This window comes from Variovorax sp. UC122_21, from assembly GCF_044056785.1.
Classification (GTDB): Bacteria; Pseudomonadota; Gammaproteobacteria; order Burkholderiales; family Burkholderiaceae_C; genus Variovorax.
The window spans coordinates 423,480-449,903 of record NZ_CP172004.1; the positions used below are offsets into that span (position 1 = coordinate 423,480).

Below are 26,424 nucleotides of genomic sequence, written 5' to 3' on the forward strand. Positions count from 1 at the left end.
GTAACGTTGCCCCAAGAAGAAAGGCCCCGTTCAGGGGCCTTTGTCATTCACGGGGTGTGCGTCGTCACTTCAGCCGCGTGATCAGGCTCGAGGTGTCCCAGCGCTGGCCGCCCGACTGCTGCACATCGGCATAGAACTGGTCGACCAGCGCGGTCACGGGCACGCGCGCGCCGTTGCGCTTGGCCTCGTCGAGCACCAGGCCCAGGTCCTTGCGCATCCAGTCGACCGCGAAGCCGAAGTCGAACTTGCCCTGGATCATGGTCTTGCCGCGGTTGTCCATCTGCCAGCTCTGGGCGGCGCCCTTGCCGATGACCTCGAGCACCGCCTGCATGTCGAGCCCCGCGCGCTGGCCGAAGGCAATGGCCTCCGACAGGCCCTGCACCAGGCCCGCGATCGCGATCTGGTTGACCATCTTCGCGAGCTGGCCCGCGCCGCTCTCGCCGAGCAGCGTGACCGCGTGCGCGAAGGCCGCGGCCACCGGCTTGATGCGGTCGAAGGCGGCCGCGTCGCCGCCGCACATCACGGTGAGCGCGCCGTTCTGGGCGCCGGCCTGTCCGCCCGACACCGGCGCGTCGATGAACTGCAGGCCGCGTTCGAGCGCGGCCTTGGAGAGTTCGCGCGCCACGTCGGCCGAGGCGGTCGTGTGGTCGACGAAGACCGCGCCCTTCGCCATGCCGGCGAAGGCGCCGTCGTCGCCGAGCACCACCGAGCGCAGGTCGTCGTCGTTGCCGACGCAGCAGAACACGATGGTGGCGCCGGCCACCGCCTCGCGCGGCGTGGCGGCATGGCGGCCGGGGGCGCCGAACTCATCGACCCAGGCGCGGGCCTTGGCTTCGGTGCGGTTGTAGACCGTGACGCTGTGGCCGGCCTTGGCCAGGTGGCCGGCCATCGGCCCGCCCATGACGCCGAGGCCCAGGAAGGCCACCGTCTGCGCGGGAGTGGATTCGTAGGTGCGGGTGTTGATGCTGCTCATGGGCCCGAGCTTAAAGCCATTCGGCGACAGCCCGCACCCTGGAGGACATGGCCGTGCCGGCCCAAACATGTACGTGAACGTACACGTTGGAGTAGAATCGCCCCATGAGCTCCCCGGCCCCCCCGCCCAAGTCCCTCACCGTTCGCGATGCCGCGGCGCAGCTCGGCGTGACGCCGCGCACGCTCAAGTACTACGAGGAACTGGGGATCGTGGTGCCGGTGCGCAGCGAGGGCCGCTACCGGCTCTACGAACCGGCCGACCTCGAGCGGCTGGCGCGCGTGCTGCGCATGCGCTCGCTGGGCTTCTCGCTCACCACCATCACCGAGATGCTGCGCCAGCCGATGGAGGGCGCCGGCCGAGGGCGGTCGCCCGCGGCTGTCGAATGCCTCGCTCAAGTCGCTGCGCGAGACCCTGGGCGCGCAGCTCGCCACGCTCGACACCCGCGTGGCCCAGGTGCGGCGCGAGCTCAAGGAAGCCGCGGCCCTGCAGGCCCAGCTGCGCCGCGACCTCGACTACGTCGAGCGCCGCCTGGCCGGCGAACCGGTGGAGGAGGCCCTCGCGCAGCGGCGCGCGGAGCGGCCGGCGCCATGAACGCGCCGGCCCTCGCCAGGCATCCGCGCGGCCTCTCGGCCGTGGCGTGGATGCCCTGGGCGATCGGGCTGGTCACGGCGGTCGACTACTTCGACAACGCGCTGTTCGCCTTCTTCGCCAGCTACATCGCCGGCGGCGTCAACGCCTCGACCGACGAGCTGGTGTGGGCCTCGAGCGCCTACGCGCTGGGCGCGGTGCTCGGCATCCTGCAGCAGCATGCGTGGATCGAGCGGCTCGGCTATCGCCGCTACCTCGCGCTGTGCATGTTCGCCTTCGCCGCGGGCGGCCTCGGCGCCGCCTGGTCCGACAGCGCCACCCAGCTCGCGCTGGCGCGCGGCGTGCAGGGCTACTTCGTCGGGCCGATGCTCGGCGCCTGCCGCATCCTGATCCAGATCGGCATGCCGGCCGAGCGCCGCGCCAGGGCGCTCAAGGCCTTCATGGTGCTGATCGTCTTCGGCGGCGCGCTGGCGCCTGTGGCCGGCGCCTTCCTGGTCTCGAACTTCGACTGGCGCTGGCTGTTCGGCAGCACCGTGCCGGTGGCGGTGTCGATCGGCCTGCTGGTGCTGTGGGCGCTGCCCGACCTCGGCGACGTCGAGCCGCACGAGCGCACCGCGCCGCACCATGCGCCCTACCTGGTGTTCGCGCTCGCGCAGGCGGCGCTGCAGGTGGTGCTCACGCGCACCCACTTCGAACTCTTCACCGGTTCGCCCGCGCTCGTCGGGCTGGCGCTGGCCGGCCTCGCGGGGCTCGCCTGGTTCGGCTGGCACCAGTGGCACCATCCCGCGCCGCTGGTGCGGCTGCATGCGCTGCGGCAGCCGGGCTTTCGCGTCGGGCTCGCGCTCTACGTCGTCTACTACTACCTGTCGACCGGCTTCAGCTACCTGCTGCCGCGGCTGATGGAAGGCGGGCTCGGCTTCAGCGTGGGCAACACCGGCTACTTCACGGGCGCGATGTCGCTCGCCACCGGGCTGCTGGTGTTCGTCTACCTGCGCTACTCGGCGCGCCTCGCGCGCAAGAAGTGGCTGATCGTCGCGGGCTTCGCGATCGCCGCGCTGGCCTCCGCCTGGCTCGCGCGCGTCACGCCGCAGTCGGGGCGCGAGGCGCTGGTCGGGCCGCTGCTGCTGCGCGGCCTGCTGATGCTGTTCGTGGTGCTGCCGGTCGCGAACCTCACCTTCCGGCCCTTCGCGGCCGAGGACTTCGCGCACGGCTACCGGCTCAAGAACCTGGTGCGGCAGCTCGCGATCTCCTTCGCCACCTCGAGCGTGATCGCGCTGCAGCAGCACCGGCTCGCGCTGCACGAAACCCGGCTCGCCGAATCGGCCAACCCCGGCAACGCGGGCTTCATGCAGGCGCTCGACGGGCTGACGCGGAATTTCGCGGCGCTCGGCCATGCGGCCGGCGAGGCGCATGCGATGGCGCTCGGCACCCTGTGGCGCACGCTCGAGCAGCAGGCCACCTTCATGGCCTCGCTCGACGGCTTCACGGCGATCGCGGTGGTCGCGCTCGCGGCGGGCGTGTTCGCCGCCTGGCAGCGGCAGATCGACTGAAGGCGGCGCGCCGGCTCAGACGATCGCGAAGTGCTCCGTGCCCGCGGCCAGGTCGGTGCTGCGCGCGCGCTGGCTGTTGAGCTTGATCTGCAGCCGCAGGTCGTTGGCCGAGTCGGCATTGCGCAGCGCATCCTCGAAGCTGATCGCATGGGCCTCGAACAGGTCGAACAGCGCCTGGTCGAAGGTCTGCATGCCGAGGTTGCGGCTCTTCTTCATGATCTCCTTGATCTCGCCGACCTCGCCCTTGAAGATCAGGTCGGAGATCAGCGGCGTGTTCAGCAGGATCTCGACCGCCGCCACGCGGCCCAGGCCGTCCTCGGTCGGCACCAGGCGCTGCGAGACCAGCGAGCGCAGGTTCAGCGACAGGTCCATCAGGAGCTGCGCGCGGCGCTCCTCGGGGAAGAAGTTGATGATCCGGTCGAGCGCCTGGTTGGCGCTGTTGGCGTGCAGCGTGGCCATGCACAGGTGGCCGGTCTCGGCGAAGGCCACCGCGTGCTCCATGGTCTCGCGGTCGCGGATCTCGCCCATCAGGATCACGTCGGGCGCCTGGCGCAGCGTGTTCTTGAGCGCCGCCTCCCAGCTGTCGGTGTCGATGCCCACCTCGCGCTGCGTCACCACGCAGTTCTTGTGCGGATGCACGAACTCCACCGGGTCCTCCACCGTGACGATGTGGCCGAAGGAGTTCTCGTTGCGCCAGTCGATCATCGCGGCCAGCGTGGTCGACTTGCCCGAGCCGGTGGCGCCCACCAGGATGCACAGGCCGCGCTTGGTCATCGACACGTCCTTGAGCACCTGCGGCATGCCCAGGTCGTCGATGGTCGGCAGCTTGGCGGGAATGGTCCGCAGCACCATGCCGACCTTGCCCTGCTGCACGAAGGCGTTGACGCGGAAGCGGCCGATGCCGGTCGGCGAGATCGCGAAGTTGCACTCCTTGGTGCGCTCGAACTCGGCCGTCTGGCGGTCGTTCATCACCGAGCGCGTGAGCGCCAGCGTGTGCTGCGCGCCCAGCGCCTGCTGCGAGACCTTGGTGACCTTGCCGTCGACCTTGATCGCGGGCGGGAAGTCGGCCGTGATGAACAGGTCGCTGCCGTTGCGGCTCACCATGAGCTTGAGCAGGTCGTTGATGAACTGGCTGGCTTGATCGCGTTCCATGATGGGGGCTCCGGAGGGCTGGGGTTCAGCCGGGGAAGTTTTCGGGGATCTTGGCCTTGCTGCGGGCTTCCGCGGCGGAGATCGTATTGCGCCGCACCAGGTCCGTGAGGTTCTGGTCCAGCGTCTGCATGCCCTGGCCCTGGCCGGTCTGGATGGTGGAGTACATCTGCGCCACCTTGGCCTCGCGGATCAGGTTGCGGATGGCCGAGGTGCCCAGCATGATCTCGTGCGCCGCCACGCGGCCCATGCCGTCCTTGGTCTTGCACAGGGTCTGCGAGATCACCGCCTGCAGCGACTCCGACAGCATGGCGCGGATCATCTCCTTCTCCTCGCCCGGGAACACGTCGATGATCCGGTCGATGGTCTTGGCGGCCGACGAGGTGTGCAGGGTGCCGAACACCAGGTGACCGGTTTCGGCCGCGGTCATCGCCAGGCGGATGGTCTCGAGGTCGCGCAACTCGCCGACCAGGATGGCGTCGGGGTCCTCGCGCAGCGCCGAGCGCAGCGCGTTCGAGAACGACAGGGTCATCGGCCCGACCTCGCGCTGGTTGATCAGGCACTTCTTCGACTCGTGCACGAACTCGATCGGGTCCTCGACCGTGAGGATGTGGCCGTACTCGTTCTCGTTGAGGTAGTTGATCATCGCGGCCAGCGTGGTCGACTTGCCCGAGCCCGTGGGACCGGTCACCAGCACCAGGCCGCGCGGCTTGAGCGCGAGTTCGCCGAAAATCTTGGGCGCATTCAGCTGCTCGAGCGTGAGGATCTTCGAGGGAATGGTCCGGAACACCGCGGCCGCCCCGCGCGCCTGGTTGAAGGCGTTGACCCGGAAGCGCGCCAGGCCGTCGATCTCGAACGAGAAGTCGACCTCCAGGAACTCTTCGTAGTGCTTGCGATGGGTGTCGCTCATGATGTCGTAGACCATGGCGTGCACCGCCTTGTGGTCCAGCGCATCGACATTGATGCGGCGCACATCGCCGTGAACGCGGATCATCGGCGGCAGGCCGGCCGACAGATGCAGGTCGGAAGCCTTGTTCTTGACGCTGAACGCGAGCAGTTGGGTGATGTCCACGGGGCTCCTCGATCGGGTTTCGGTGACGTTTTGATACGAATTTGGACGATTATGACGATGATTGGCGACGACCTCCAGCATGTGCGACAGCGGATCGCGAAGGCCTGCGCCGACGCCGGCCGCGACCCCGGCGCGGTGCGGCTGCTGGCGGTATCGAAGACCTTCGGGCCCGAGGCGGTGCGCGAGGCGCATGCCGCCGGGCAGGCGGCCTTCGGCGAGAACTACGTGCAGGAAGGCCTGGACAAGATCGCCGCGCTGGCCGACCTGCGCGCCGGCCTCGAATGGCACTGCATCGGCCCGCTGCAGAGCAACAAGACGCGGCCCGTGGCCGAGCAGTTCGACTGGGTGCACGGCATCGACCGGCTCAAGATCGCCGAGCGGCTCTCGGCCCAGCGCCCGGCCCACCTGCCGCCGCTGCAGGTCTGCCTGCAGGTCAACGTCGACGGTGGCGCCAACAAGTCCGGCGTGACGCCCGAGGAGGCGCTGCCGCTGGCGCGCGCTGTGGCGGCTTTGCCACAGCTGGTGCTGCGCGGGCTCATGGCGATCCCCGAACCGGCGCCCGATTTCGAGGCCCAGCGCGCGCTGTTCCTGCGCGCGAAGGCGCTGTTCGACGAGATCCGCGGCGCCGGCATCGCGCTCGACACCCTGTCGCTGGGCATGAGCGCCGACCTCGAGGCGGCGGTCAGCGCGGGCAGCACCATGGTGCGCATCGGCACGGCGATCTTCGGCGGCCGCCCGCGGAAGGTGGCCTGAGCGGCACGGCTCAGATCCCCAGCGGGATCCGCGCGCTGCTCTTCACTTCCTCCATCACCGCATAGGTGCGCGTCTCGCGCACGCCCGGCAGCTGCCACAGCACCGTGCCCGCGAAGTCGCGGTAGGCCGCCATGTCGGCCATGCGCGTCTTCAGCAGGTAGTCGAAGCCGCCGGCCACCATGTGGCATTCGACGATCTCCTCGCGCACCTGCACCGCGGCCTTGAACTGGTCGAACACGTTGGGCGTGGTGCGGTCCAGCAGCACCTCGACGAAGACCGTGAAGCCGCGGCCCAGCCGCTCGGCGTCGAGCCGCGCCTCGTAGCCCCGGATGAAGCCTTCGCGCGTGAGGCGCTGCACGCGCGCGAGCACCGCCGTCGGCGACAGCGCCACCGCCTCGGCCAGCTTGAGGTTGGTGATGCGGCCGTCTTCCTGAAGAATCTTCAAAAGCCGGAGATCGACGCGGTCCAGGTCGGTCATGGAATGCGGGGTGGCAAGGGGTTCTGGTGAATTATCCGGAAAAGCAACCGAATTTTGGTGAAAGATTCGCCGTCAAGGCATGGACCATAGCCAATCCAACCAAGGAGAAGACATGCGCCTGCCCGACCCCTACCGACCCGAGACCGAGGTCGTCGCCCATCGACTCGCCCTGCTCGAGGGTGCGCTCGACTGGACCGCGGCCTCGACCGTTGCCACGCCCTGGGTGCAGGCGGTGCGCGACCATCCGCCGCCGTTCTGGGCCATGGAGAGCCTGCTGCGCGAATACCCGATCTCGAGCGCCGAGGGCCTCGCGCTGATGCGCCTGGCCGAGGCGCTGCTGCGCGTGCCCGATGCCGAGACCGCCATCGCGCTCACGGCCGACCAGCTCGGCCGCGCCGATTTCGAGGGCGCGGCCGATTCCACGCTGTCGCGCCTGTCGTCGGCCGCGATCGCGATGTCGAAGCGCTTCCTGCCCGAGGCCGACCATCCGCCCGGCCTGATGGCCCGGCTCGGCGCGCGCACCGTGGTCGCCGCCACGCTGCGCGCGGTGCAGTTGCTGGGCCGGCAGTTCGTGCTGGGCCAGACCATCGCCGAGGCGATGGACGAGGCGCGCGCCGCGCACCGCAAGCAGTCCGCCCTGTGCTTCAGCTACGACATGCTCGGCGAGGGCGCGCGCACCGACGAGGACGCCCTGCGCTACCTCGAGAGCTACACCCGCGCCATCGCCGCGATCGCCCAGGGCGCCGATCCCACCGCCGCGCCCGAGCGCAACGACGGCATCTCGATCAAGCTCAGCGCGCTGCATCCGCGCTATGAGGACGCGCAGCGCGACCGCGTGCTGCGCGAGCTGGTGCCGCGCGTGTGGCTGCTGTGCGAGCGCGCGGCCGCGGCCAACCTCAACCTCACCATCGATGCCGAGGAGGTCGACCGGCTCGAGCTCTCGCTCGACGTGTTCGACGCGCTCGCGGCCCGCGTCGCCGCCGAGCATCCGCAATGGCGCGGCTTCGGCCTCGCGCTGCAGGCCTACCAGACGCGCGCGCTCGAGCTGATCGAGCACGTGACCGCGATCGCGCGCCGTTACGGCCTGCGGCTGATGTGCCGGCTGGTCAAGGGCGCCTACTGGGACGCCGAGATCAAGCGCGCGCAGGAACTCGGCCTGCCGCACTATCCCGTGTTCACCCACAAGCACCACAGCGACGTCAGCTACCTGGCCTGCGCGCAGGCACTGTTGGCCGCGCCCGACGCGATCTATCCGCAGTTCGCCACCCACAACGCGGGCACCATCGCGGCCATCCTGCAGATGGCGCAGCGGCAGGGCGCGCCCTTCGAGTTGCAGCGGCTGCATGGCATGGGCGAGGGTGTCTACCGCGAGGTCATGAAGCACACCGGCGCCTCGGTGCGCGTGTACGCGCCGGTCGGCCGCCGCAAGGACCTGCTGGCCTACCTGGTGCGCCGCCTGCTCGAGAACGGCGCCAACTCCTCCTTCGTCAACCAGCTCGGTGACCCCGGCGTGCCCATCGCCACGCTGCTGGTCTCGCCGCTGTGGCTGGAACGCGAGAGCCCGCAACTGCCGCTGCCGCCGCTGCTCTACGGTCCGGCGCCCGCGCGGCGCAACAGCGACGGGCTCGACCTCACGGTCGACGCCATGCGCGTGCCGCTGTTCGCCGCGCTGGCCGCGACCGCGGTGCCGGTCGTGCTCGAGGCCGATCCCGCGAGCGCCGCGCGCGCCGTGGCCGCGAGCGCCGCCGCCTTCCGCGCCTGGCGCAACACGCCGGTGGCAACGCGCGCCGCCGCGCTGCGCCGCGCGGCCGACACCTTCCAGGCGCAACTGCCGCGCCTGTGCGCGCTGCTCGTCAAGGAAGCCTTCAAGACCTGGGGCGATGCGGTGTCCGAGGTGCGCGAGGCGATCGACTTCCTGCGCTACTACGCCGACGAGGCCGAGCGCCTGATGCAGCCCGTGCTGCTGCCCGGCCCGACCGGCGAGCGCAACGAGCTGCGGCTCACCGCGCGCGGGCCCTGGGTCTGCATCAGCCCGTGGAACTTCCCGCTGGCCATCTTCACGGGCCAGGTCGCGGCCGCGCTCGCCACCGGCAACACCGTGCTCGCCAAGCCCGCCGAGCAGACGCCGGCCATCGCGCGCGAAGCGGTCGCGCTGCTGCATGCCGCGGGCGTTCCGGCCGACGCGCTGCAGCTGCTGCACGGCGCTGGCGAGACCGTGGGCGCCGCGCTGGTGGCCGCGCCCGGCGTGGCCGGCGTGGTGTTCACCGGCTCGACGCAGGTGGCGAAGATCATCCATCGCACGCTGGCGGGCAAGGACGGCCCGATCGTCCCGCTGATCGCCGAGACCGGCGGCATCAACGCCATGCTGGTCGACTCGAGCGCGCTGCCCGAGCAGGTGGCCGATGCCGTCGTGCAGAGCGCCTTCCGCTCGGCCGGCCAGCGCTGCTCGGCGCTGCGGCTGCTGGTGCTGCACGAGGGCATCGCCGACGGCGTGATCGAGATGATCCGCGGCGCGGCGGCCGAGCTGTCGGCCGGCGATCCCGCGCTGCTCGCGACCGATGTGGGCCCGGTGATCGACCGCGAGGCGGCCGACAACATCCGCCGCCATCTGGCGCGGCTGGACCGCGAAGCGAAGCGCGTGCTGGCGCCCGCGGCAACGGACGACGCATCGTCCACCCTGATCGCGCCGGCGGCCTATGAAGTGGGTGCCATCGAGGACGTGCGCAGCGAGATCTTCGGCCCCGTGCTGCAGATCGTGCGCTGGGGCCGGGGCGCATTGAGCGACCCGGCCGAGGTCATCGAGCGCATCAACGCGCTCGGCTACGGCCTCACGCTCGGCATCCAGACGCGCATCGATTCGCGCGCCCAGGCGCTGGCCGTGCGCGCCCACGTGGGCAACGTCTACGTCAACCGCAACATCATCGGCGCGGTGGTCGGCGTGCAGCCCTTCGGCGGCGAAGGGCTCAGCGGCACCGGGCCCAAGGCGGGCGGCCCGAACTTACCTGCCGCGCTTCTGCGCCGAGCAGACCGTGACGGTCAACACGACGGCCGCGGGCGGCAACGCGGCCTTGTTGAGCACGGTGGCGTAGCGCCACCGCGCGCCTTCAGCGCAGCGTGCTCTGGCCATGCGCGGCGGCCTGGCGATCGAGCTGCTCGATCAGCGCGCCGTAGGCCGGGCTCGCGCGCAGCCGCGTGTATTCCGCAACCGCCTGGCGATAGCCCGGGCGCGTGGGGTCGGCGCCGGTCTCGCCCGACTGCTTCGCCGCCAGCCCCGACCGCATCCACAACCGCGTGTCGGCGGCCACCGCGGCGCGGCTGTTGGCCGACACGGTGGTCACCTGCTGCTGCGGCGTGCCGTCGGTGTAGCCCTGCGTGGGCGCGGTCCTGAGCCATTGGCGCGTCTCGGCCGTCACGGCCTCGCGCGTGGTCGACGAACTGAACGACGCGGGACGCGGATCGCCCTCGCCGTAGTTGCCCGCGAAGCTCGGCGCGGCGGTGGCGGCCAGCAGCGCGGCGAAGGCGGCGCTGCCCAGCAGGCGGGTGGCGCGGACGGTGCGGGTGGGGCGGTGTTGCGAAGTCTTCATGTCGTCGTTCCTTTCGATGGGGGGACGTGGTGGTTGAACCCGGTGGGAGCGAAGCGCGTGGTCTTCGTCCTTCCTTGCCATCGACTCTAGGGAGCGCAAACCGGCGGTCGATAACCGGTCGATGACGATTTCGTCATCTGCCGCGCCGCCGCGAAAAAGCCCCGCGCGAGGGCGTCAAGCGACTCTTGCATAACCGCCTGTCGCGGCATGCATAAGCCATGGCGCGGCGCGCGAGACGGGACTATCGTTCGCCCATCATTCCAACCAAGGGACTCTCATGAGCGAAAAACTCTCCTTCGTCACGCCGACGGCCAACAGCCCCTGGGGCACCTACCTGTCGCAGGTCGATCGCGTGGTGCCCTACCTGGGCCCGCTCGCCCGCTGGGTCGAAACCCTCAAGCGCCCCAAGCGCGCGCTGATCGTCGACGTGCCGATCGAGATGGACGACGGCACCATCGCCCACTTCGAGGGCTACCGCGTGCAGCACAACATGAGCCGCGGCCCGGGCAAGGGCGGCGTGCGCTTCCACCCCGACGTCACGCTCGAGGAAGTGATGGCCCTGTCGGCCTGGATGACCATCAAGACGGCCGCCGTCAACCTGCCGTACGGCGGTGCCAAGGGCGGCATCCGCGTCGACCCGAAGAAGCTGTCGCAGAACGAGCTCGAGAAGATCACGCGCCGCTACACCAGCGAGATCGGCATCATCATCGGACCGCACACCGACATCCCCGCGCCCGACGTCAACACCAACGGCCAGATCATGGCGTGGATGATGGACACGTACTCGATGAACGTCGGCGGCACCGCCACCGGCGTGGTCACCGGCAAGCCGCTGCACCTGGGCGGTTCGCTGGGCCGCGTCAAGGCCACCGGCCGCGGCGTGTTCGTCACCGGCCGCGAAGCCGCGCGCCGCCTCGGCCTCGACCTGCGCGGCGCGCGCATCGCGGTGCAGGGCTTCGGCAACGTGGGCTCGGTCGCGGCCGAGCTGTTCGCCGAGGCGGGCGCCAAGATCGTCGCGGTGCAGGACCACACCGGCACCATCGTCAACGACAAGGGCCTCGACCTCGCGCAGCTGGTGCCGATCTCGCGCACCGACGGCGTGGTCGGCTTCAAGGCCGGCGGCGACATCGTGCCGAACGAGGACTTCTGGAGCGTCGCCTGCGACATCCTGATCCCCGCCGCGCTCGAAGGCCAGATCACGGCCGAGCGCGCGAAGACGACCACCGCCAAGCTGGTGCTCGAGGGCGCCAACGGCCCCACCGTGCCGCAGGCCGACGACATCCTCGCCGAGCGCGGCGTGCTGGTGGTGCCCGACGTGATCTGCAATGCCGGCGGCGTGACCGTCAGCTACTTCGAATGGGTGCAGGACTTCTCGTCCTTCTTCTGGGACGAGGACGAGATCAACGTGCGCCTCGACCGCATCATGATGAACGCCCTCAACCAGATCTGGGACACGGCCGACAAGCACAAGATCACCCTGCGCACCGCGACCTACGCGGTGGCCTGCGAGCGGATCCTGATGGCGCGCCAAGAGCGCGGACTGTACCCCTGATGTTTTTTGTCGCCGGGCCGCCCCAAGACAAAAAGCGGCCCCCTCGGGGGGCAGCGGACCTTGCGTAGCAAGGGGAGCGTGGGGGTATTTTTTGACGGCGCGCGCGGCTACGCTCGGGGGATGAGTACTTCCCCCTCGCCGCCTTCCCCCTCGCTTCCCGCCGACAGCCTCGCGCGTCTGCGGTCCCTCACGGCCGGCGGCCAGCGCAAGCTGCTCGGCCTGGTCGGCGCCCCCGGCGCCGGCAAGTCCACGCTCGCGGCGCTGCTGCGCGACGCGCTCGGCGCCGAGCGCGCGCAGGTGGTGCCGATGGACGGCTTCCACCTCGCCAACGTCGAGCTGCAACGGCTCGGCCGCGCCGACCGCAAGGGCGCGCCCGACACCTTCGACAGCGCCGGCTACGTGGCGCTGCTGCAGCGGCTGCGCGCGCAGCGGCCCGGTGGCGACATCGTCTATGCGCCCGAGTTCCGGCGCGAGATCGAGGAGCCGGTGGCCGGCGCGATCGCGGTGCTGCCCGAGACGCAGCTCGTGATCACCGAGGGCAACTACCTGCTGCACGACGCCGGGCCCTGGGCCGGCGCGGCCGCGCTGCTCGACGAGGTCTGGTACGTGGACATCGACGATGCGTTGCGCGAGGCGCGGCTGGTGCGCCGGCACGAGCAGTTCGGCCGCAGCGCCGAAGCGGCGCGCGCGTGGGTGGCGCAGACCGATGCGCCGAACGCGCGGCTGATCGCGGCCACGCGCGCGCGGGCCAGCCACGTCGTCGTGCTTTCCTGACCGGCGCCTGATCCCGAATCGCCGGGGAACGCGCGGCGCTCATCGCGCTCGAAGCCAGGCCGGCGGCCCGCCGGTTAGCATCCGCCACGCCATGCCGACCCTGCCTTCGACCTTCCTCCGCCCCCGTTCCTCCGTCCTCGTCCTGGCGCTCTTGTCGGCGCTGGTGCTCGCGGGCTGCGGCAGCAGTGCGCGCCGCGTCTCCTACGACACCGAGGAGTTCGACTCCACCACCACCCACACGCGCAGCTACGAGGCCACCGAGGCCCAGACCTGCGAGGCCGCGCGCCGCGCGCTGCTGAGCCAGGGCTACATGGTCACGGCCGCCAATGCCGACCTGGTGACGGCCCGCAAGAGCTTCCAGCCGGCGGCCGAGGTGCATGTGGAGGTCGAGTTCCGCGTGGTCTGCGCGGCCGAGGGCGGCCGGGGCGGCAAGGGCGCCAGGCCGAAGAGCACGGTGGCCTTTGCCACCGCGCTGCAGGACCGCTACGGCCTCAAGAAGGTCAACAACTCGGCGAGCCTGGGCGTGGGGGCCTTCGGCTCGCTGTCGCTGCCGCTGACCGGCAGCGACGACGCGATGGTCAAGGTGGCGAGCCAGACGCTGACCGACGAGCGCTTCTACGACCGCTTCTTCGCGCTGCTCGACCGCTTCCTCGAAGGGCAGGAGCCGGGCGCGGAAGAGCCCGAGGACCTGCCCGAGCCCGCGCCGCCGGCACCCGCCGCTACCCCGGCCCCGTCCCAGGCTCCGGCCACCACCTTCCCGGTGCCGACCTCGCCCAACCGCGGCTGACGGCATGGCCACCCTCCCGTTCGCGGACCGGCTGGCCTTCCTGCGCGAGCCCGGCCGCTGGCGCGCGGGCGCGCAGCTCGCGGCGGCGGTGGCCATCGCCTGGGCGTGTCGCGCGGGATCGGGCTTCCCGAGAGCTTCTGGGCCGTGATGAGCGTGCTGATCGTGATGCGGCCGAGCGCCGGCTCCACGCTCGAGGCCGGCTGGGACCGCGTGCGCGGCACCCTCGCGGGCGCGCTGGCGGGCCTCGCGGGCGTGTCGGCTCGCGCACCATGGCGTGCCGATGCAGGCCGACGCGCTCGCGATCGTGCTGCTGCTGGCCTTCGTCGGCGCCGCCGTGCCGGGCCTGCGCAGCGCGCCCGTGGCGGCGCTGATCATCCTTTCGGCCGGCAGCCTGCCGGGCCATTCGGCGCTGCAGGTGGCGCTGCTGCGCATGGCGCAGATGGGCATCGGCGTGGGCGTGGCGCTCGCGATGGCGCTGGTGACGGCCGAGTACCGGGCCGGCGCGCGCGCTTCGACGCCGGCTGCGCGGCGCTGCTGCGCGGCATGGCGAAGCGCTTGCTGGCGCTGGCCGCGGGCGATGCGCTCGAGAGCGATGGCGAACGTGCCCGCGCCGCGCTCGCGCGGCTCACGGTGCTGGCGGGCGGCGCCGACCTCGAATCGCGTTGGCCCTGGCGTCACCGCACGGTCGGTGCGCCGAAGGACGCGCACCGGCAGCGCGCGCGCACCATGGCGCGGCTGATGCAGGACGTGGCACTGCTCGGCCGTGCCATCGAGCCGCAGCAGCCGGCATCGAACGAAGAGATTGCGAAGGCCGCGCGCGCCTCGGCCGGCGCGCTCGCCGCGCTGGCGGATGCGCTCGAAGGCAAGGGCATGGCGCCCGATCTGTCGGTGCTCGAGCGGCTCGCGGCGCGCCATGCGTCGCGCGACGACGCGGCCCGGCCGCTGCTGGCGGCGCCGCTCGCGCTGCTGCTGGAAGATCTGCGCGCGCTGCAGGCCACGCGCGTCGTGGCCTAACGCACCAGCGTCGACTTCCGAACAGGCTCTCGATCAGCTCCACCGCGATCTCGGCCGTCTCGGTTGCGCACGTCGAGCGCGGGATCGAGTTCGACCACGTCGACCGAGCCGAGCCGGCCGGTGTCGGCGATCATCTCCATGCACAGCTGCATCTCGCGGTAGGTCGGTCCGCCGCGCACGCCGGTGCCCACGCCGGGTGCGATGTTCGGGTCGAGGCAGTCGAGGTCGAAGCTCACGTGCAGGTGCGTGTCCTCGTCCACGTCCTGCAGCGCCTCGGTCATGGTGGTGCGCATGCCGTGCTCGTCGATGTGGCGCATGTCGAACACGTGGAGGCCCAGCGTGCGGATCGCCTCCTTCTCGTCGGCATCGACGCTGCGGATGCCGATGAAGCGGATCGCCTCGGGCGGCAGCGCCGCGCGCTCGCCGCTCCAGCCGGTCAGCACCGCGGGCCCGTGGCCCAGCAGGCACGACACCGGCATGCCGTGCAGGTTGCCGCTGGGGCTGGTGGTCTCGGTGTTGACGTCGGAATGCGCGTCGAGCCACAGCACGCGCAGCTTGCGGCCGCGCTTGCGCGCATGCCAGGCCACCGCGCTGATCGAGCCGATCGCCAGGCAGTGGTCGCCGCCCAGCATCAGCGGCACGTGGCCCGCGCCCAGCACCTCGTCGACCGCCGCGTACACCGCGCGGTTCCAGGCGATCACCTCGTCGAGATGGCGCAGCCCGTTGGCCGGCGGCGCCCAGGGCGTGGCCGGGCCCGCGAGGTTGCCGCGGTCGACCAGCGCGAAGCCCTGGCGCACCAGCGCCTCCGCCAGCCCCGCCACGCGCAGCGCATCGGGGCCCATGCCCGCGCCGCGCACGCTGGCGCCGACGTCGGTGGGCGCGCCGATCAGTTCGAGGGTGGTGCCGGCGTTGTTCATGTCAGGTCTCCAGGTGGTCCCACAGGTAGGCGTAGCCCAGCGCGTCCATGAACGCGGACTGCTTGTTGTCCGAGGCCGCGCTGTGGCCGCCCTCGAGGTTCTCGTAGAAGGCCGTGTCGTGGCCCTGCGCGGCCAGCTTCGCATGCATCTTGCGCGCATGCACCGGACCCACGCGGTCGTCGCGCGTCGAGGTGGTGAACAGCGAGGGCGGGTACTTGGCGCCGGGCTTCGCGTTCTCGTAGGGCGAGAAGTGGCGGATCCATTCCCACTCCTCGGGCACTTCGGGGTCGCCGTACTCGGCGATCCACGAGGCGCCGGCCGACAGCTGCGTGTAGCGACGCATGTCGAGCAGCGCGACCTCGCTCACGATGGCGCCATAGAGCTCCGGATGGCGCGTGAGCATGTTGCCCATCAGCAGGCCGCCGTTGCTGCCGCCCATGGCGCCCAGGTGCGCGGGCGAGGTGATGCCGCGCGCGATCAGGTCCTGCGATACCGCGGCGAAGTCCTCGCTGCTGCGCAGGCGGTTCTGCTGCAGCGCGGCCTGGTGCCAGCGCGGGCCGTACTCGCCGCCGCCGCGGATGTTGGCCACCACGTACACGCCGCCCTGCTCGAGCCAGGCGCGGCCGATGCCGCCGCTGTAGCTGGGCGTGAGCGAGATCTCGAAGCCGCCGTAGGCGTACTGCAGGGTCGGGTTGCGGCCGTTGGCCACCAGGTCCCTGGGCGCGATCTCGAAGTAGGGCACGCGCGTACCGTCCTGCGAGCGCGCGAAGTGCTGGCTGACCGTGTAGCGCGAGGCGTCGAAGAAGCCCGGGCTGTGCTTGAGCGGCTCGGCCTCGCCCTGGCCCAGGGTGCCGATGTAGAGCGTGGTCGGCTGCAGGAAGCCGCTCACGGTGAGGAAGTAGTCGTCGTTCTCGTCCTCGTCGATGGCGCCCGCCGCGATGGTCGACAGCGCGGGCGCGCCGCCCAGGCTCTCGCGCTGCCACGGGCCCTGGCCGTCGGCCGGGGGCGTGAGCACCTCGATGCGGTTCACCACGTCGTGCATCGCGTTCACGATCAGGTGATGGCGCGTCCACGAATGGCTGTCGAGCGCGCTGGTGTCGGTGGGTTCGAACAGCAAGGTGAGTTCGCGCGCGCCGGCCATGTAGGCGTCGAAGTTCGCGGCCAGCAGCGAGCCGGCCTTGTAGCTGGCGCCGCCCACCTCCCAGTCGCTGCGCGGCTCGATCAGCAGCCATTCGCGCGTGACGTCGACCACCGCGTCGTCGGGCACCTCGATCTTGGCGAGCGTGCCGTCGGCCGCGCGCACCCAGGTCTCGCTGTCGTAGAAGTCGATGGCGCGCGAGACGAAGTCGCGCTCGAAGCCCGGCGTGGCGTCGCGCCAGCCCGAGGCCGAGAGGTCCTCGGTGTCGGCCTCGTAGACCGTGACGGCCTCGGCCAGCGGCGTGCCGCGCTTCCATTGCTTCACGATGCGCGGATAGCTCGAGGTGGTCATCGAGCCCGGGCCGAAGTCGGTGGCCACGTAGAGGTGGTCGATGTCCTTCCAGGCCACCGTGTTCTTGGCCTCGGGCAGCGCGAAGCCGCCCTCGACGAAGGCCTTGCGCACCGGGTCGAACTCGCGCACCACGTCGGCATCGGCGCCGCCGCGCGAGAGCGAGACCAGGCAGCGGCCATAGCCGGGGTAGAGCCAGTCGGCTCCGTGCCAGACCCAGTTCTCGCCCTCGGCCGCGGCCAGCGCGTCGAGGTCGAGCACCGTCTCCCAGGCCGGTTGCGGCTTGCGGTACTCCTCGAGCGTGGTGCGGCGCCACAGGCCCTTGGGATGGGCCTTGTCGCGCCAGAAGTTGTAGTAGAGGGTGTCGACCTTGTAGACCATCGGGATGCGGTCGTCGGAGTCGAGCACCTCGAGCAGGCCCTGCTCGATCTGCTTGAAGCGCGCCGACTGCGCATGGCGCTGCACCGTCTCGGCGTTGCGGGCCTTGGCCCAGTCGAGGGACTGCGTGCCGTCGATGTCCTCGAGCCAGAGGAAGGGGTCTTGGTCTTGCGCTTGCGGGCGGGGGGAAGAGGTCATGGTCACAGTGTACGAACGCACCGTGACGGACATCGATCCATGGACTTTCGCATTACCGGTGGACGGTCCCAGAACATCGCTCGGTGCAAACCCGGGTGCGCTCCCCGGTGGAAACACTGAAGGGCGCGGCCCCCCGGCGCAGCGGCCGCACGGTATCCTGCCGAAGCCGAATGCGACGGCATTCCACGACCTAGGAGACACAACACATGAAACACCTGAGCGGTCTCGATGCCACCTTCCTGCATCTGGAAACGCCGGAGATGCCGATGCACGTGGGCTCGCTCAACGTGCTCGACCTGCCCAAGGGCTACAAGGGCGACTTCTACGAGGACGCGAAGCAGTTCATGGCCAGCCGCATCCACCTGGCCGACGTGTTCACGCGCAAGCTCGCGCTGATGCCCTTCGACATGACGAACCCGGTGTGGGTCGAGGACGACGACATCGACCTCGACTACCACGTGCGCCACATCTCGCTGCCGCGGCCCGGCACCAATCGCCAGTTGCAGCAGTACGTCGCGCGGCTGCACTCCTCGCTGATCGACCGCAGCCGGCCGATGTGGGAGTTCTACATCATCGACGGCCTGAAGAGCGGCCAGGTCGCGCTCTACACCAAGGTGCACCACGCGGGCATCGACGGACAGGCCGGCGTGGAAGTGGGCAAGGCCATCTTCGACCTCGAGGCCACGGGCCGCGTGGTGAAGCCGCCGCGCTCGCGCCCGCGCAACAGCGGCTACCAGCTCGGCATGGCCGAACTCGCGAGCGCCGCGCTGCGCAACACGGCGCAGCAGTACGTCAAGCTGTTCAAGATGGCGCCGGCCATCGTGCGTGCCATCAGCGGGCTGGCCAAGCCCGACGAGAAGGCGGCCGAGAAGCTCACGACCACGGCGCCGAAGAAGTTCAATCTGTTCGCGCCGCGCACCTCGCTCAACGTCTCGATCACCAACCAGCGCACCTTCGCGGGCCGCACCATCTCGCTGGCCGAGACCAAGTACATCGCCAAGCACTTCGGCGTGTCGCTCAACGACGTGGTGATGGCCACCGTGGCCGGCGCGCTGCGCCACTACCTGGCCGACAACAACGAGCTGCCGGCCAAGCCGCTGGTGGCGGGCGTGCCCGTGAGCCTGCGCGAGGCCGGCGACGACACGGCCAACAACCAGGCCAGCATGATCCTCGTGAGCCTGGCCACCGACATCACCGATCCGCTGCAGCGGCTCAAGGCCATCAATGCCTCGTCGACCTCCTCGAAGTCGACCATGAACCGCTTCAAGGCCGTGATCCTCGACGACTTCCCGACCTTCGCCGCGCCCTGGCTGGTGTCGGGCATCGCCTCGATGGTGGGCCGCTCGGGCCTGGTCAACATGCTGCCGCCGGCCGCCAACGTGGCGATCTCCAACGTGGCGGGCGCGCCGTTCCCGATGTACTTCGCGGGCGCGCTGGTCACCTGCTACTACCCGGTGTCGATCGCGAGCCACGGCACCGCGCTCAACGTCACGGTGCAGAGCTACAACGGCCGCATGGACTACGGCCTGATCGCCTGCCGCCGCGCCGTGCCCGACATCACCGAGATCGGCGACTACCTGCTGGCCGAGCACAAGCTGCTGATGGAGCTGACGCAGAAGCATCCGTCGGTGGCCGGTGCACCGGCGCCGAAGCCCGCGGCCGTCGTCGAGGCGCCCGCCGATGCGGAACCCGTGGTCAAGGCGGCCGCGAAGAAGGCCCCGGCGCGCAAGGCCGCCGCGAAGAAGACGCCGGCAGCCAAGAAGGCGCCCGCGAAGAAGGCGGCGGCCAAGACCCCTGCCAAGGCCGTCCCGAAGCCCGCTGCGAAGCCCACCGCAAAGACCCCCACCCGAAAGGCCCCCGCGCGCAAGAGCGCGCCCCGCGCCGCGGCCGCCGCCGCTTGAGGACCGCCCGGGCCCGAAAAATTGGGGCAGTTGGACTAGTTTTCCGACGCTTCTAGTTTTTCAGGCCTAGGCCCTTGGGAAGAAGATCACCCCATCGCGAATCCGCGACCGATCAACTTCCAGGAACAACCCCATGTCCACCTCGCAAACCTCCATCGCTTCCGCCGCCGTCCACGTCATCGGCCAGTACAACGACGCCGGCAAGACCCTGGTCGGTGCCTACCGCACCGGCGTGCAGCGCCTGCTCGACGGCGCCGCTTCGCGCTACAGCGACTTCATCGGCCAGCGCGAGCTGCCGCTGGTGAACGACAAGATCAAGGCCAACCTGATCGGCGCGCAAGCCAAGGTCAACGGCTTCCTGGCCAACCGCCTCGAGATCGACACCGGCCGCATCGTCTCGGTGATGGACCGTGTCGCCACCGGCACCACCAGCGGCATCGAATCGGTTGCCCACCGCGTGGCCCAGGTCGAGTCGCCGGTCGCCACCTCGGTGATCAACGCGCTGTCGGCCGTGAACCAGCCCTTCGCGACCGTGTCGGTGCAGATCGCCGACCGCATCGCCGCCGGTGCCAGGCAGATCGAAGTCCGCGTCGCGGGCAGCGAGGAAGCCAAGCCCGTGCGCACCGTGAAGGCCAAGGCCGCCGCGGTCAAGAAGCCGGTTCGCCGCGCTGCCGCCCGCAAGGCGGCCTGAGTTCCGCAGGCGCCTTCGGGCGCCTTTTTCTTTTGCGGTACCGTCGAAGGTACCGAGTTCCCCTGGAGCGATGCATGGCGACCCGCCGCGATGAACCCGCAGAACTGAAGAAGAAGGCGACGCCCGCGAAGAAGACCGCCGGCGCCAGGACCACCCCCGCGAAGAAGACCGCGGCGCCGCGCAAGCGCAGCGCCGCCAAGGCAAAGAGCAGCAAGGCAGGCACGGGCACCAAGCCCGCGTCCTCCGGCGAAGGCCTGCTGCGCGCCGGCCTCAAGGCGCTCGACAACGTGCGCAACGACGTCGCCAAGCGGCAGGCCAGCGTCACCAACGTGATCGAAGGCCTCCTGGGCATCGGCGGCAAGGGCGGCGAGGAAGCGAGCGGCGCCAAGGCCGTGCTGACGCGCGGCTTCCCGGGCCTCGACAGCTTCGGCATCCGCAAGTTCGAGGACGTGTTCGACCAGCGCGTGGCCACCGCGCTGCAGCGCCTGGGCATGCCCACGGCCGAGGAAGTGCAGGCGCTGCAGTCGCAGATCGCGGCGCTCGCCGAGCGGCTCGATCGTCTCGAGCAGGCCGCGCGCGGCGGCAAGCGCTGATCGATCCCCGCACGACCCGCAAGATCCGCCAGTGGCCGGCTCCAACACCACGCGCGACCGCATCCTGCTGACCAGCCTCGCGCTGTTCAACGCGCAGGGGCTCGCGGCGGTGTCCACCCACAAGATCGCGGCCGAGCTCGGCATGAGCCCGGGCAACCTGCACTACCACTTCAAGGCCAAGCAGCTGATCGTGGAGTGGCTGTTCCGGCGCTTCGAGCAGCGGCTCGAATCGCTCAACGGCTCCTCGGCCGGCATCGCGGCCATCGACGACCTGTGGCTCGCGCTGCACCTGCGCTTCGAGGCGATCAACGAGTACCGCTTCATCTACCGCGACATGGCCTTCCTCGCGAGCGAGTATCCGGTGCTGGGCCAGCGCGCGCAGGCCCTGACCGCGCAGAACCTGCTGGCGGCCCAGGCGCTGTGCGAAGGGCTGGTGGCCTCGGGCGTGATCGAGACGAGTGCCGAGCAGGCGCGCATCCTGGCGCTGCAGATGGTGTTCACCACCACCTGCTGGCTGTCGTTCGAGCGCCTGGTGCCGGGCCGTGACGCGGTGGCGCAGGCCGATCCGGGACTGGCGGCCTTCTACACGCTGACCCTGGTTTCGCCGTATGTTTCGGGCGAATCGAGGGCTTACCTCGATTACCTAAGGGCCAAATACCTCGGATAACAGACGACACCGTCCGACGGGTGGGCCGCGCGGCGGAACCCCAGACTGGCAACGAAGAACCAACAGAAGCGCAGAGACACGCAAGAAAGGACCCGCACATGACCACCGCCACCCGTGAACACATCTCGCCGCCCTCGCGCCTGCTGCTGCTGGCCGAAGGCCGCGCGCTCTGGGAAACCGGCGCGGGCCTCGCCATGTGGCCGCTGCTGCAGCTCACGCCGCGCGGCGACGGCCATCCGGTGCTGGTGCTGCCGGGCCTGGTGGCCGGCGATGCCTCCACGCTGGTGCTGCGCCGCTATCTCGCGAGCCGCGGCTACGACGCGCATGGCTGGGGCCTGGGCCGCAACTTCGGTCCGCGCGAAGGCGTGGAAGACGGCATGGTCACGCTGCTGCGCAAGCTGCACGACGACAGCGGGCAGAAGGTCAGCCTGGTCGGCTGGAGCCTGGGCGGCGTGTATGCGCGGCTGCTGGCGTCGGCGCATCCCGATCTCGTGCGCGGCGTGGTCACGCTCGGCAGCCCGTTCTCGGGCAGCCCGCGTGCCACCAACGCCTGGCGCGTCTACGAAGGCGTGAGCGGCCAGAGCTCGCACGACCCGCGCCGCATGAAGTTCGTGCAGCCCACGCCCTCGGTGCCCACCACCTCGATCTTCAGCCGCACCGACGGCGTCGTGGCCTGGCGCTGCAGCATCGAGAAGACCGGTCCGAAGTCCGAGAACATCGAGGTCATCGCGAGCCACCTGGGCCTGGGCGCGCATCCCGCGGTGCTCTATGCGCTGGCCGACCGGCTGTCGCAGCCCGAGGGCGGCTGGAAGCCCTTCAACCGCGGCCTGCTGGGGCCGCTGGTCTATCCCGATCCCGATCGCCAGAACTGAGGTCCGCCGCCGGAGCCTTCAGGCCTCGGCGTAGCCGGCCGGCTCGCAGGCGAACTCGGCCTGCGAGCGCACTTCCTGCAGCATGTAGCCGCGCCCGTAGGCGGCGCGCAGCACCAGCCCGCCATCCTCCTGCAGCGCAAGCTTCTTGCGCACGCTCGCCGCGGCGATGTTGAGCGCGCGGGCGCCCTCGTGCGGCGGGCGCTTCCACAGCGCGATCCAGAGGAATTCGCGCGTCAGCAGCTGGCCCAGGTGTCGGAACAGCATCAGCGCGAGGTCGAACTCGCGCGGATCGAGGCGCACCTCGCGCCCGCGCCGCAGCACCAGCCGTTCGTCCTCGAGCAGGCGGTAGTCGCCGCAGACCAGCTCCTGCGCCCCGGCGCTCGGCCGCGCCGGCATGCGCGAGCGCGACAGCAGGGCGCGCAGACGCCATTCGAGTTCGTGGTCGGCCAGCGGCAGCGGCGCGAAGTCGACCAGGCCGTGGCCATGGCACAGCGCCTCGACCGCGGGCGGCGTGCGCCAGGCCGAGTCTTCGGCGAGCAGCAGCACCGGCATGCGCCGCAGCCTGCAGGCGGCCGAGAGGTCGGCCCAGGCGGTTTCGTGTGCGGGATGGAGCAGCAGCAGGTCGAAGCGCCAGCCGCCCTGCAATGCCTTGAGCAGGCCGGTGGCGCCATGGAACGGCATCGCGCCGTAGCCGCGCCGCGCCATGCGCTGCGCGAGCGCCGCACCCCGGACGGCATCGCCGTCCACCACCGCCGCGCGCAGCGGTTCGTCTGCCTGAGCATTCGCCATGCCTCCCGGTTGTTGATCGGATCGCGGATCCCGTGGATCTCGCGAGAGGCCGATCTTCGGCGGGAGGGTCTAGGCGTGAAAAACCAGAACCGGCGGAAAGTTAGTCCAACTGCTCCAACTTTCTTCGCGCGGCGACGGGCGCTTCAGCTGCCGGCCCAGACGTCGAGCACGTAGCGCTGGTCCGCGATCATCCGGTCCATCCAGGCGGCGCTGTCCTGGCCGTGCTCGCGCGCGATGTCGGACAGGGCGCGCCGCACGTCGGGCTCCATGCGCGAGCCGTCGCCGCAGACGTAGACCACGGCGCCGGCTTCGAGCAGCGCCCACACCTGCGCCGCCTGCTCGCGGATCAGGTCCTGCACGTAGACCTTGCGCTCGCCCGCGCGCGAGAAGGCGGTGTGCAGCTTCATCAGGCCGCGGTGCGACCAGGCCTTCAGCTCATCGGCGTAGATGAAGTCCTGCTCGGGATGGCGGCAGCCGAAGAACAGCAGCGCCTCGCCGAGCGCGGTGCCGGCCTCGGCCTGCGCCGCGCGCTCCTGCAGGAAGCCACGGAACGGCGCGAGCCCGGTGCCGGGGCCGATCATGATCAGCGGGCGCTGCGCCGTCCTCGGGCAGGCGGAAGCCCTCGGCCGTGGTCTCGCGCACCACGCCGTGCACGGTGTCGCCGGCCTCGGCGCGCGCCAGGAAGTTGGAGCACACGCCCTCGAAGGTGCCGAGGCCCGACTTGGCCGGACCGCTGACCACGCCCACCGTCACGCTGCACTTGCCGGGCGTCATCGTGGGCGAGGAGGAGATCGAGTAGTAGCGCGGCGACAGCGGCGACAGCATCTCGAGGAACACCGCGAACGGCACCTGGCAGGCGCGGTGCTCCTCGAGCAGGTCGAGCAGCGACTTGCGCTTGTGCAGCACCTCGGCCTTGTAGGCCGCCTGCGAGGCCTCGTCGCTGCCCGACAGCGCCACCAGCTTCGGCTTGGTGAACGGGCATTCGGTGTAGGCCGCGAGCGTGGCGATCTGCTTGCGCGTGGCCACGTCCTGCAGCTCGACGTAGTCGCCCAGCAGGCGGTCGACCGCGATCACCTGCTCGACCGGCAGCGCCGGCTTGCGGCCCGCGATCGCATGCAGCCGCACGTGGGCCGTGCGGTCGAAGCCGAAGCGCGCCATCGCGCGTTCGACCTGCCTCGGGCTGTTGCGCGGCACCACGCTCAGGTGGTCGCCGGCGCGGTAGACCAGGCCCTCGGGCAGCATCAGCTCGACGTGGCGCGTGGAGCGGCCGGCCTCGCCGCCGGCGTGCTGCAGCTCGCGGTTCTCGATCACGCGCAGCGCCACCGCGCCCAGCGCGTCGACGATGGCGTTGTTCTGCGGCGGCGGCAGTTCCTCGAGCGTGTAGAGCGGCTCGCTCTGCGCGGGCGTGTCGGCGCCGGTCTTGATGCCGAAGGCCTTCACCAGCTCGGGCCACAGCGCGTCGCTCCAGTCCTGGAAGGCGCCGTCCATGTCCTCGCGCGCATCGCCCTCGCCGCGCGGATGCACGCGCGTGGCGCCCAGCGCCTCGAGCCGCTCGTCGATGCGCCGCGGCACCGCCTGGTAGGTGGCGGCCCAGTCGGTGTTGCCGCAGCCGAAGACGCTGAAGCGCACGCCGTTGAGCGCGTCGTCGGCCTTGTCGAGCCAGCGGTGGAACTCGGCCGCGTTGTCGGGCGCCACGCCGTTGTACGAGGCGCAGACGATGGCCACCGCGCCGTTGGCCGGCAGCCGCTCGGCGTAGTCGTCGAGCGAGGCCAGCTGGGTCGAGAAGCCGCGTGCCTCGCCGGCCTCGGCGAGCTGGCGCGCGAGGTCTTCGGCGGTGCCGAGGTTGGAGCCCTGCAGCACCAGCAGCGAGGTGCCGTGGCGCGCGGCCTGCGGCTTGCGCGCCGCCGGCTGCACGGGCTGCACCGGCGCGGCGGCCGCGTCGTTGATGTTGCCGCGCGGGCGCGTCGCCGGGTCGCGCAGCAGCGCCTTGATCCTGAAGCCCTCGGGCTTGATGGTCAGCGCTTCCTTGATCTTGAGCTTGTAGCCGGTGTGGTCGACCAGGTTGAAGCGCTGCAGGATCATGCCCAAGGTCAGCACCGCTTCCTGCAGCGCGAACTGGCGCCCGATGCAGGCGCGCTGGCCGTTGCCGAAGGGCTTGAAGGCGTTGACCGGCCGCTCGCGCTCGGCCTCGCGGCTGAAGTTGTCGGGATCGAACTGGTCGGCGTTCTCGCCCCAGATGCCCTTGTCGCGATGCAGCGCCAGCGCATGCATGATGACCATGTTGTTCTTCTTGATCGTGTACTGGCCACCGATCTGGGTGTCCTCCTTCGCGCGCATCGAGATCGCGGGCGCGGTCGGGAACATGCGCAGCGACTCCTTGAGCACCTGCATCACGTACTGCAGCCTATTGACCTGCGCATAGGTGGGCTTGAGCGAGGTGTCGGGCCCGAACACGTTGTCGACCTCGGCCTGCGCCTTGGCCAGCGCCTCGGGATTCTTCAGCAGGAAGTAGATGGCGAACGAGAGCAGGCCGCTGGTGGTCTCGTGGCCCGCGATGAGGAATTCGATGCACTCGTCGCGGATCATCTTGTCGGTGAGCTGCTCGCCGCTCTTCTTGTCCACGCCCGCGATCATGTAGCTCAGCAGGTCGGGCTTGGTCGCGATGTCGGCACCGCTCGCGCGCCGCTCCTCGATGATGTCCTCCACCATCTTGTGCATGTAGCGGATGTCCTTGCGCTGCTGCGCCAGCTCCTTCTTGAGCATCAGCTCCTCGAGCGGCAGGCCGCGCCGGTTCTGCACCGTCTCGAGCGTGCGCACCATCGCGTCGACGAAGGGATGGAAGCCCTCGCGGTAGAACGAATTGAAGCGGTATCCGAAACCGCACAGGCCGATGGTGTCGAGCGTGAGCGCGGTCATGTCGCGCACCACGTCGACCTCCTCGTCGAAGTTCAGCCGCTCCCACTTGGTCACGAGCTGCCCCGCGATGTCCAGCATCATGGGGTGGTAGGCCTGCATCGCGCGCTGGCTGAAATTCGCCAGCAGGATGTTGTGCGGCTTCGACCAGGTCTCCTCGTGGGTGTCGGAGGTGAACAGGCCGTGCGAGGCGGCGCGCAGCCGGCGCAGCGCGCCGCGCGTGCTCTTGTCGAAGCGCGCCTCCTCGCAGAGTTCGTCGACCAGCGCGGGCGACGACACCACGATCACCGGCATGCCCGGCATGTCCAGCCAGTAGATGCCGCCCAGCTCCTGGGCGATCTTCCACATGTCCAGCACCGGGGAGTCGGAGCCGATCGACAGCAGGTTGCCCACGAAGGGCTTCTTGGCGGGATGGGGGATCGGGTGGAGCGAGTTCTTGCCTGCCATGGTCTGGATGTTGTGCTTCTGCGGGAGACGGCCGCGGGGCGCGCCTGAGGGGGACGACCACTGGAGTATCGAAGCGGCTCCCCCGGCGGCAGGACGGGGTTTCCCTTAGCAAATGTCAGGGCGCGAGACGGCGCTGGCTGCGGCATGGGGAGGCCGGGAACCCGCACGTATTCGGGTTTTCATCACGCCTCATTGTTGGGCATACGCACGAGAATTGTTCAACAATAAATTCAAAAGGCCAGAAACCGCCGCCGAAGTTGTTCATTTATTTGGCATGGGCCTTGCATTGAAGGGGCAG

21 protein-coding genes and 2 pseudogenes are annotated in these 26,424 nt (G+C 70.3%); 13 read left to right on the plus strand and 10 right to left on the minus strand.

Annotated elements, in window-relative coordinates:
* Positions 1-64: 64 nt before the first annotated feature.
* A complete protein-coding gene (locus ACHMXE_RS14255) occupies positions 65-973 on the minus strand; it encodes an NAD(P)-dependent oxidoreductase (RefSeq protein WP_395349824.1) in 909 nt (302 codons plus the stop codon).
* 104 nt (positions 974-1,077) lie between these two features.
* Here ACHMXE_RS14255 and ACHMXE_RS14260 point away from each other — a divergent pair, with 104 nt between their 5' ends.
* Positions 1,078-3,111, plus strand: a complete 2,034-nt coding sequence (locus tag ACHMXE_RS14260; RefSeq protein ID WP_395349825.1) for an MFS transporter — start codon at positions 1,078-1,080, stop codon at positions 3,109-3,111.
* Positions 3,112-3,126: 15 nt separating this feature from the next.
* Here ACHMXE_RS14260 and ACHMXE_RS14265 read toward each other — a convergent pair whose 3' ends face one another.
* Both ACHMXE_RS14265 and ACHMXE_RS14270 read right to left on the minus strand, forming a co-directional pair.
* Positions 3,127-4,263, minus strand: a complete 1,137-nt coding sequence (locus ACHMXE_RS14265; protein WP_203203103.1) for a PilT/PilU family type 4a pilus ATPase — start codon at positions 4,261-4,263, stop codon at positions 3,127-3,129.
* A 25-nt stretch (positions 4,264-4,288) separates the two neighbouring features.
* Complete coding sequence (locus tag ACHMXE_RS14270) at positions 4,289-5,332, minus strand: type IV pilus twitching motility protein PilT (protein WP_203203102.1); 1,044 nt, start codon at positions 5,330-5,332, stop codon at positions 4,289-4,291.
* A 51-nt stretch (positions 5,333-5,383) separates the two neighbouring features.
* Between ACHMXE_RS14270 and ACHMXE_RS14275 the strand changes: the two genes are divergently transcribed.
* Positions 5,384-6,085, plus strand: coding sequence for a YggS family pyridoxal phosphate-dependent enzyme (locus ACHMXE_RS14275; protein WP_395349829.1), 702 nt, complete (start codon positions 5,384-5,386; stop codon positions 6,083-6,085).
* A 10-nt stretch (positions 6,086-6,095) separates the two neighbouring features.
* Here ACHMXE_RS14275 and ACHMXE_RS14280 read toward each other — a convergent pair whose 3' ends face one another.
* Positions 6,096-6,563, minus strand: coding sequence for an Lrp/AsnC ligand binding domain-containing protein (locus tag ACHMXE_RS14280; RefSeq protein ID WP_395349831.1), 468 nt, complete (start codon positions 6,561-6,563; stop codon positions 6,096-6,098).
* A 112-nt stretch (positions 6,564-6,675) separates the two neighbouring features.
* Here ACHMXE_RS14280 and putA point away from each other — a divergent pair.
* A pseudogene (putA, locus tag ACHMXE_RS14285) lies at positions 6,676-9,652 on the plus strand (bifunctional proline dehydrogenase/L-glutamate gamma-semialdehyde dehydrogenase PutA).
* A 15-nt stretch (positions 9,653-9,667) separates the two neighbouring features.
* On the opposite strand, the gene ACHMXE_RS14290 reads toward putA, so the two are convergent.
* A complete protein-coding gene (locus ACHMXE_RS14290) occupies positions 9,668-10,147 on the minus strand; it encodes a hypothetical protein (protein ID WP_209542897.1) in 480 nt (159 codons plus the stop codon).
* A gap of 277 nt (positions 10,148-10,424) precedes the next feature.
* Between ACHMXE_RS14290 and ACHMXE_RS14295 the strand changes: the two genes are divergently transcribed.
* The 5 genes from ACHMXE_RS14295 (at position 10,425) to ACHMXE_RS14315 (ending at position 14,274) form a co-directional block, all read left to right on the plus strand.
* Complete coding sequence (locus tag ACHMXE_RS14295) at positions 10,425-11,699, plus strand: Glu/Leu/Phe/Val dehydrogenase (RefSeq protein WP_203203098.1); 1,275 nt, start codon at positions 10,425-10,427, stop codon at positions 11,697-11,699.
* Between the two features lie 120 nt (positions 11,700-11,819).
* Positions 11,820-12,473, plus strand: a complete 654-nt coding sequence (locus tag ACHMXE_RS14300) for a nucleoside/nucleotide kinase family protein (RefSeq protein WP_395349832.1) — start codon at positions 11,820-11,822, stop codon at positions 12,471-12,473.
* A 91-nt stretch (positions 12,474-12,564) separates the two neighbouring features.
* Positions 12,565-13,260 (plus strand): DUF2242 domain-containing protein, encoded by a 696-nt coding sequence (locus tag ACHMXE_RS14305; protein ID WP_203203095.1) that lies wholly within the window; start codon positions 12,565-12,567, stop codon positions 13,258-13,260.
* Between the two features lie 4 nt (positions 13,261-13,264).
* Positions 13,265-13,408, plus strand: coding sequence for a hypothetical protein (locus ACHMXE_RS14310; protein WP_395349833.1), 144 nt, complete (start codon positions 13,265-13,267; stop codon positions 13,406-13,408).
* Positions 13,408-14,274 carry an FUSC family protein gene (locus tag ACHMXE_RS14315; protein WP_395349835.1) on the plus strand — a complete coding sequence of 289 codons (867 nt, stop codon included), beginning with the start codon at positions 13,408-13,410 and terminating at the stop codon, positions 14,272-14,274. Before ACHMXE_RS14310 ends, ACHMXE_RS14315 begins: the two co-directional genes overlap by 1 nt.
* Here the strand turns inward: ACHMXE_RS14315 and rocF are convergent.
* A pseudogene (gene rocF / locus ACHMXE_RS14320) lies at positions 14,271-15,191 on the minus strand (arginase). The gene ACHMXE_RS14315 and the pseudogene rocF sit on opposite strands and share 4 nt — an antisense overlap.
* 1 nt (position 15,192) lies before the next feature.
* Positions 15,193-17,253: a prolyl oligopeptidase family protein gene (locus ACHMXE_RS14325; protein ID WP_395349837.1), complete on the minus strand. Its 2,061-nt coding sequence runs from the start codon at positions 17,251-17,253 to the stop codon at positions 15,193-15,195.
* Positions 17,254-17,459: 206 nt separating this feature from the next.
* Between ACHMXE_RS14325 and ACHMXE_RS14330 the strand changes: the two genes are divergently transcribed.
* From ACHMXE_RS14330 to ACHMXE_RS14350, 5 genes are all read left to right on the plus strand, one after another.
* A complete protein-coding gene (locus ACHMXE_RS14330; protein WP_395349839.1) occupies positions 17,460-19,154 on the plus strand; it encodes a wax ester/triacylglycerol synthase family O-acyltransferase in 1,695 nt (564 codons plus the stop codon).
* A gap of 133 nt (positions 19,155-19,287) precedes the next feature.
* A complete protein-coding gene (locus ACHMXE_RS14335) occupies positions 19,288-19,845 on the plus strand; it encodes a hypothetical protein (protein WP_395349841.1) in 558 nt (185 codons plus the stop codon).
* 74 nt (positions 19,846-19,919) lie between these two features.
* Entirely contained in the window at positions 19,920-20,438 is a 519-nt protein-coding gene (locus ACHMXE_RS14340; protein ID WP_203203089.1) for a phasin family protein, read from the plus strand.
* Between the two features lie 31 nt (positions 20,439-20,469).
* The gene (locus ACHMXE_RS14345; protein WP_203203088.1) at positions 20,470-21,105 is read left to right on the plus strand and encodes a TetR/AcrR family transcriptional regulator; all 636 of its coding nucleotides are present in this window, start codon (positions 20,470-20,472) and stop codon (positions 21,103-21,105) included.
* A gap of 98 nt (positions 21,106-21,203) precedes the next feature.
* Positions 21,204-21,977 carry an esterase/lipase family protein gene (locus ACHMXE_RS14350; RefSeq protein WP_395349844.1) on the plus strand — a complete coding sequence of 258 codons (774 nt, stop codon included), beginning with the start codon at positions 21,204-21,206 and terminating at the stop codon, positions 21,975-21,977.
* Positions 21,978-21,995: 18 nt separating this feature from the next.
* Here ACHMXE_RS14350 and ACHMXE_RS14355 read toward each other — a convergent pair whose 3' ends face one another.
* The 3 genes from ACHMXE_RS14355 to ACHMXE_RS14365 all read right to left on the minus strand — a co-directional run bounded on the left by ACHMXE_RS14355 (position 21,996) and on the right by ACHMXE_RS14365 (position 26,126).
* Complete coding sequence (locus ACHMXE_RS14355) at positions 21,996-22,766, minus strand: winged helix-turn-helix domain-containing protein (protein ID WP_395349847.1); 771 nt, start codon at positions 22,764-22,766, stop codon at positions 21,996-21,998.
* 143 nt (positions 22,767-22,909) lie between these two features.
* Positions 22,910-23,305 (minus strand): hypothetical protein, encoded by a 396-nt coding sequence (locus ACHMXE_RS14360; RefSeq protein WP_395353082.1) that lies wholly within the window; start codon positions 23,303-23,305, stop codon positions 22,910-22,912.
* Complete coding sequence (locus ACHMXE_RS14365; RefSeq protein WP_395349850.1) at positions 23,202-26,126, minus strand: cytochrome P450; 2,925 nt, start codon at positions 26,124-26,126, stop codon at positions 23,202-23,204. The genes ACHMXE_RS14360 and ACHMXE_RS14365 overlap by 104 nt, the downstream gene beginning before the upstream one ends.
* Positions 26,127-26,424 lie beyond the last annotated feature (298 nt).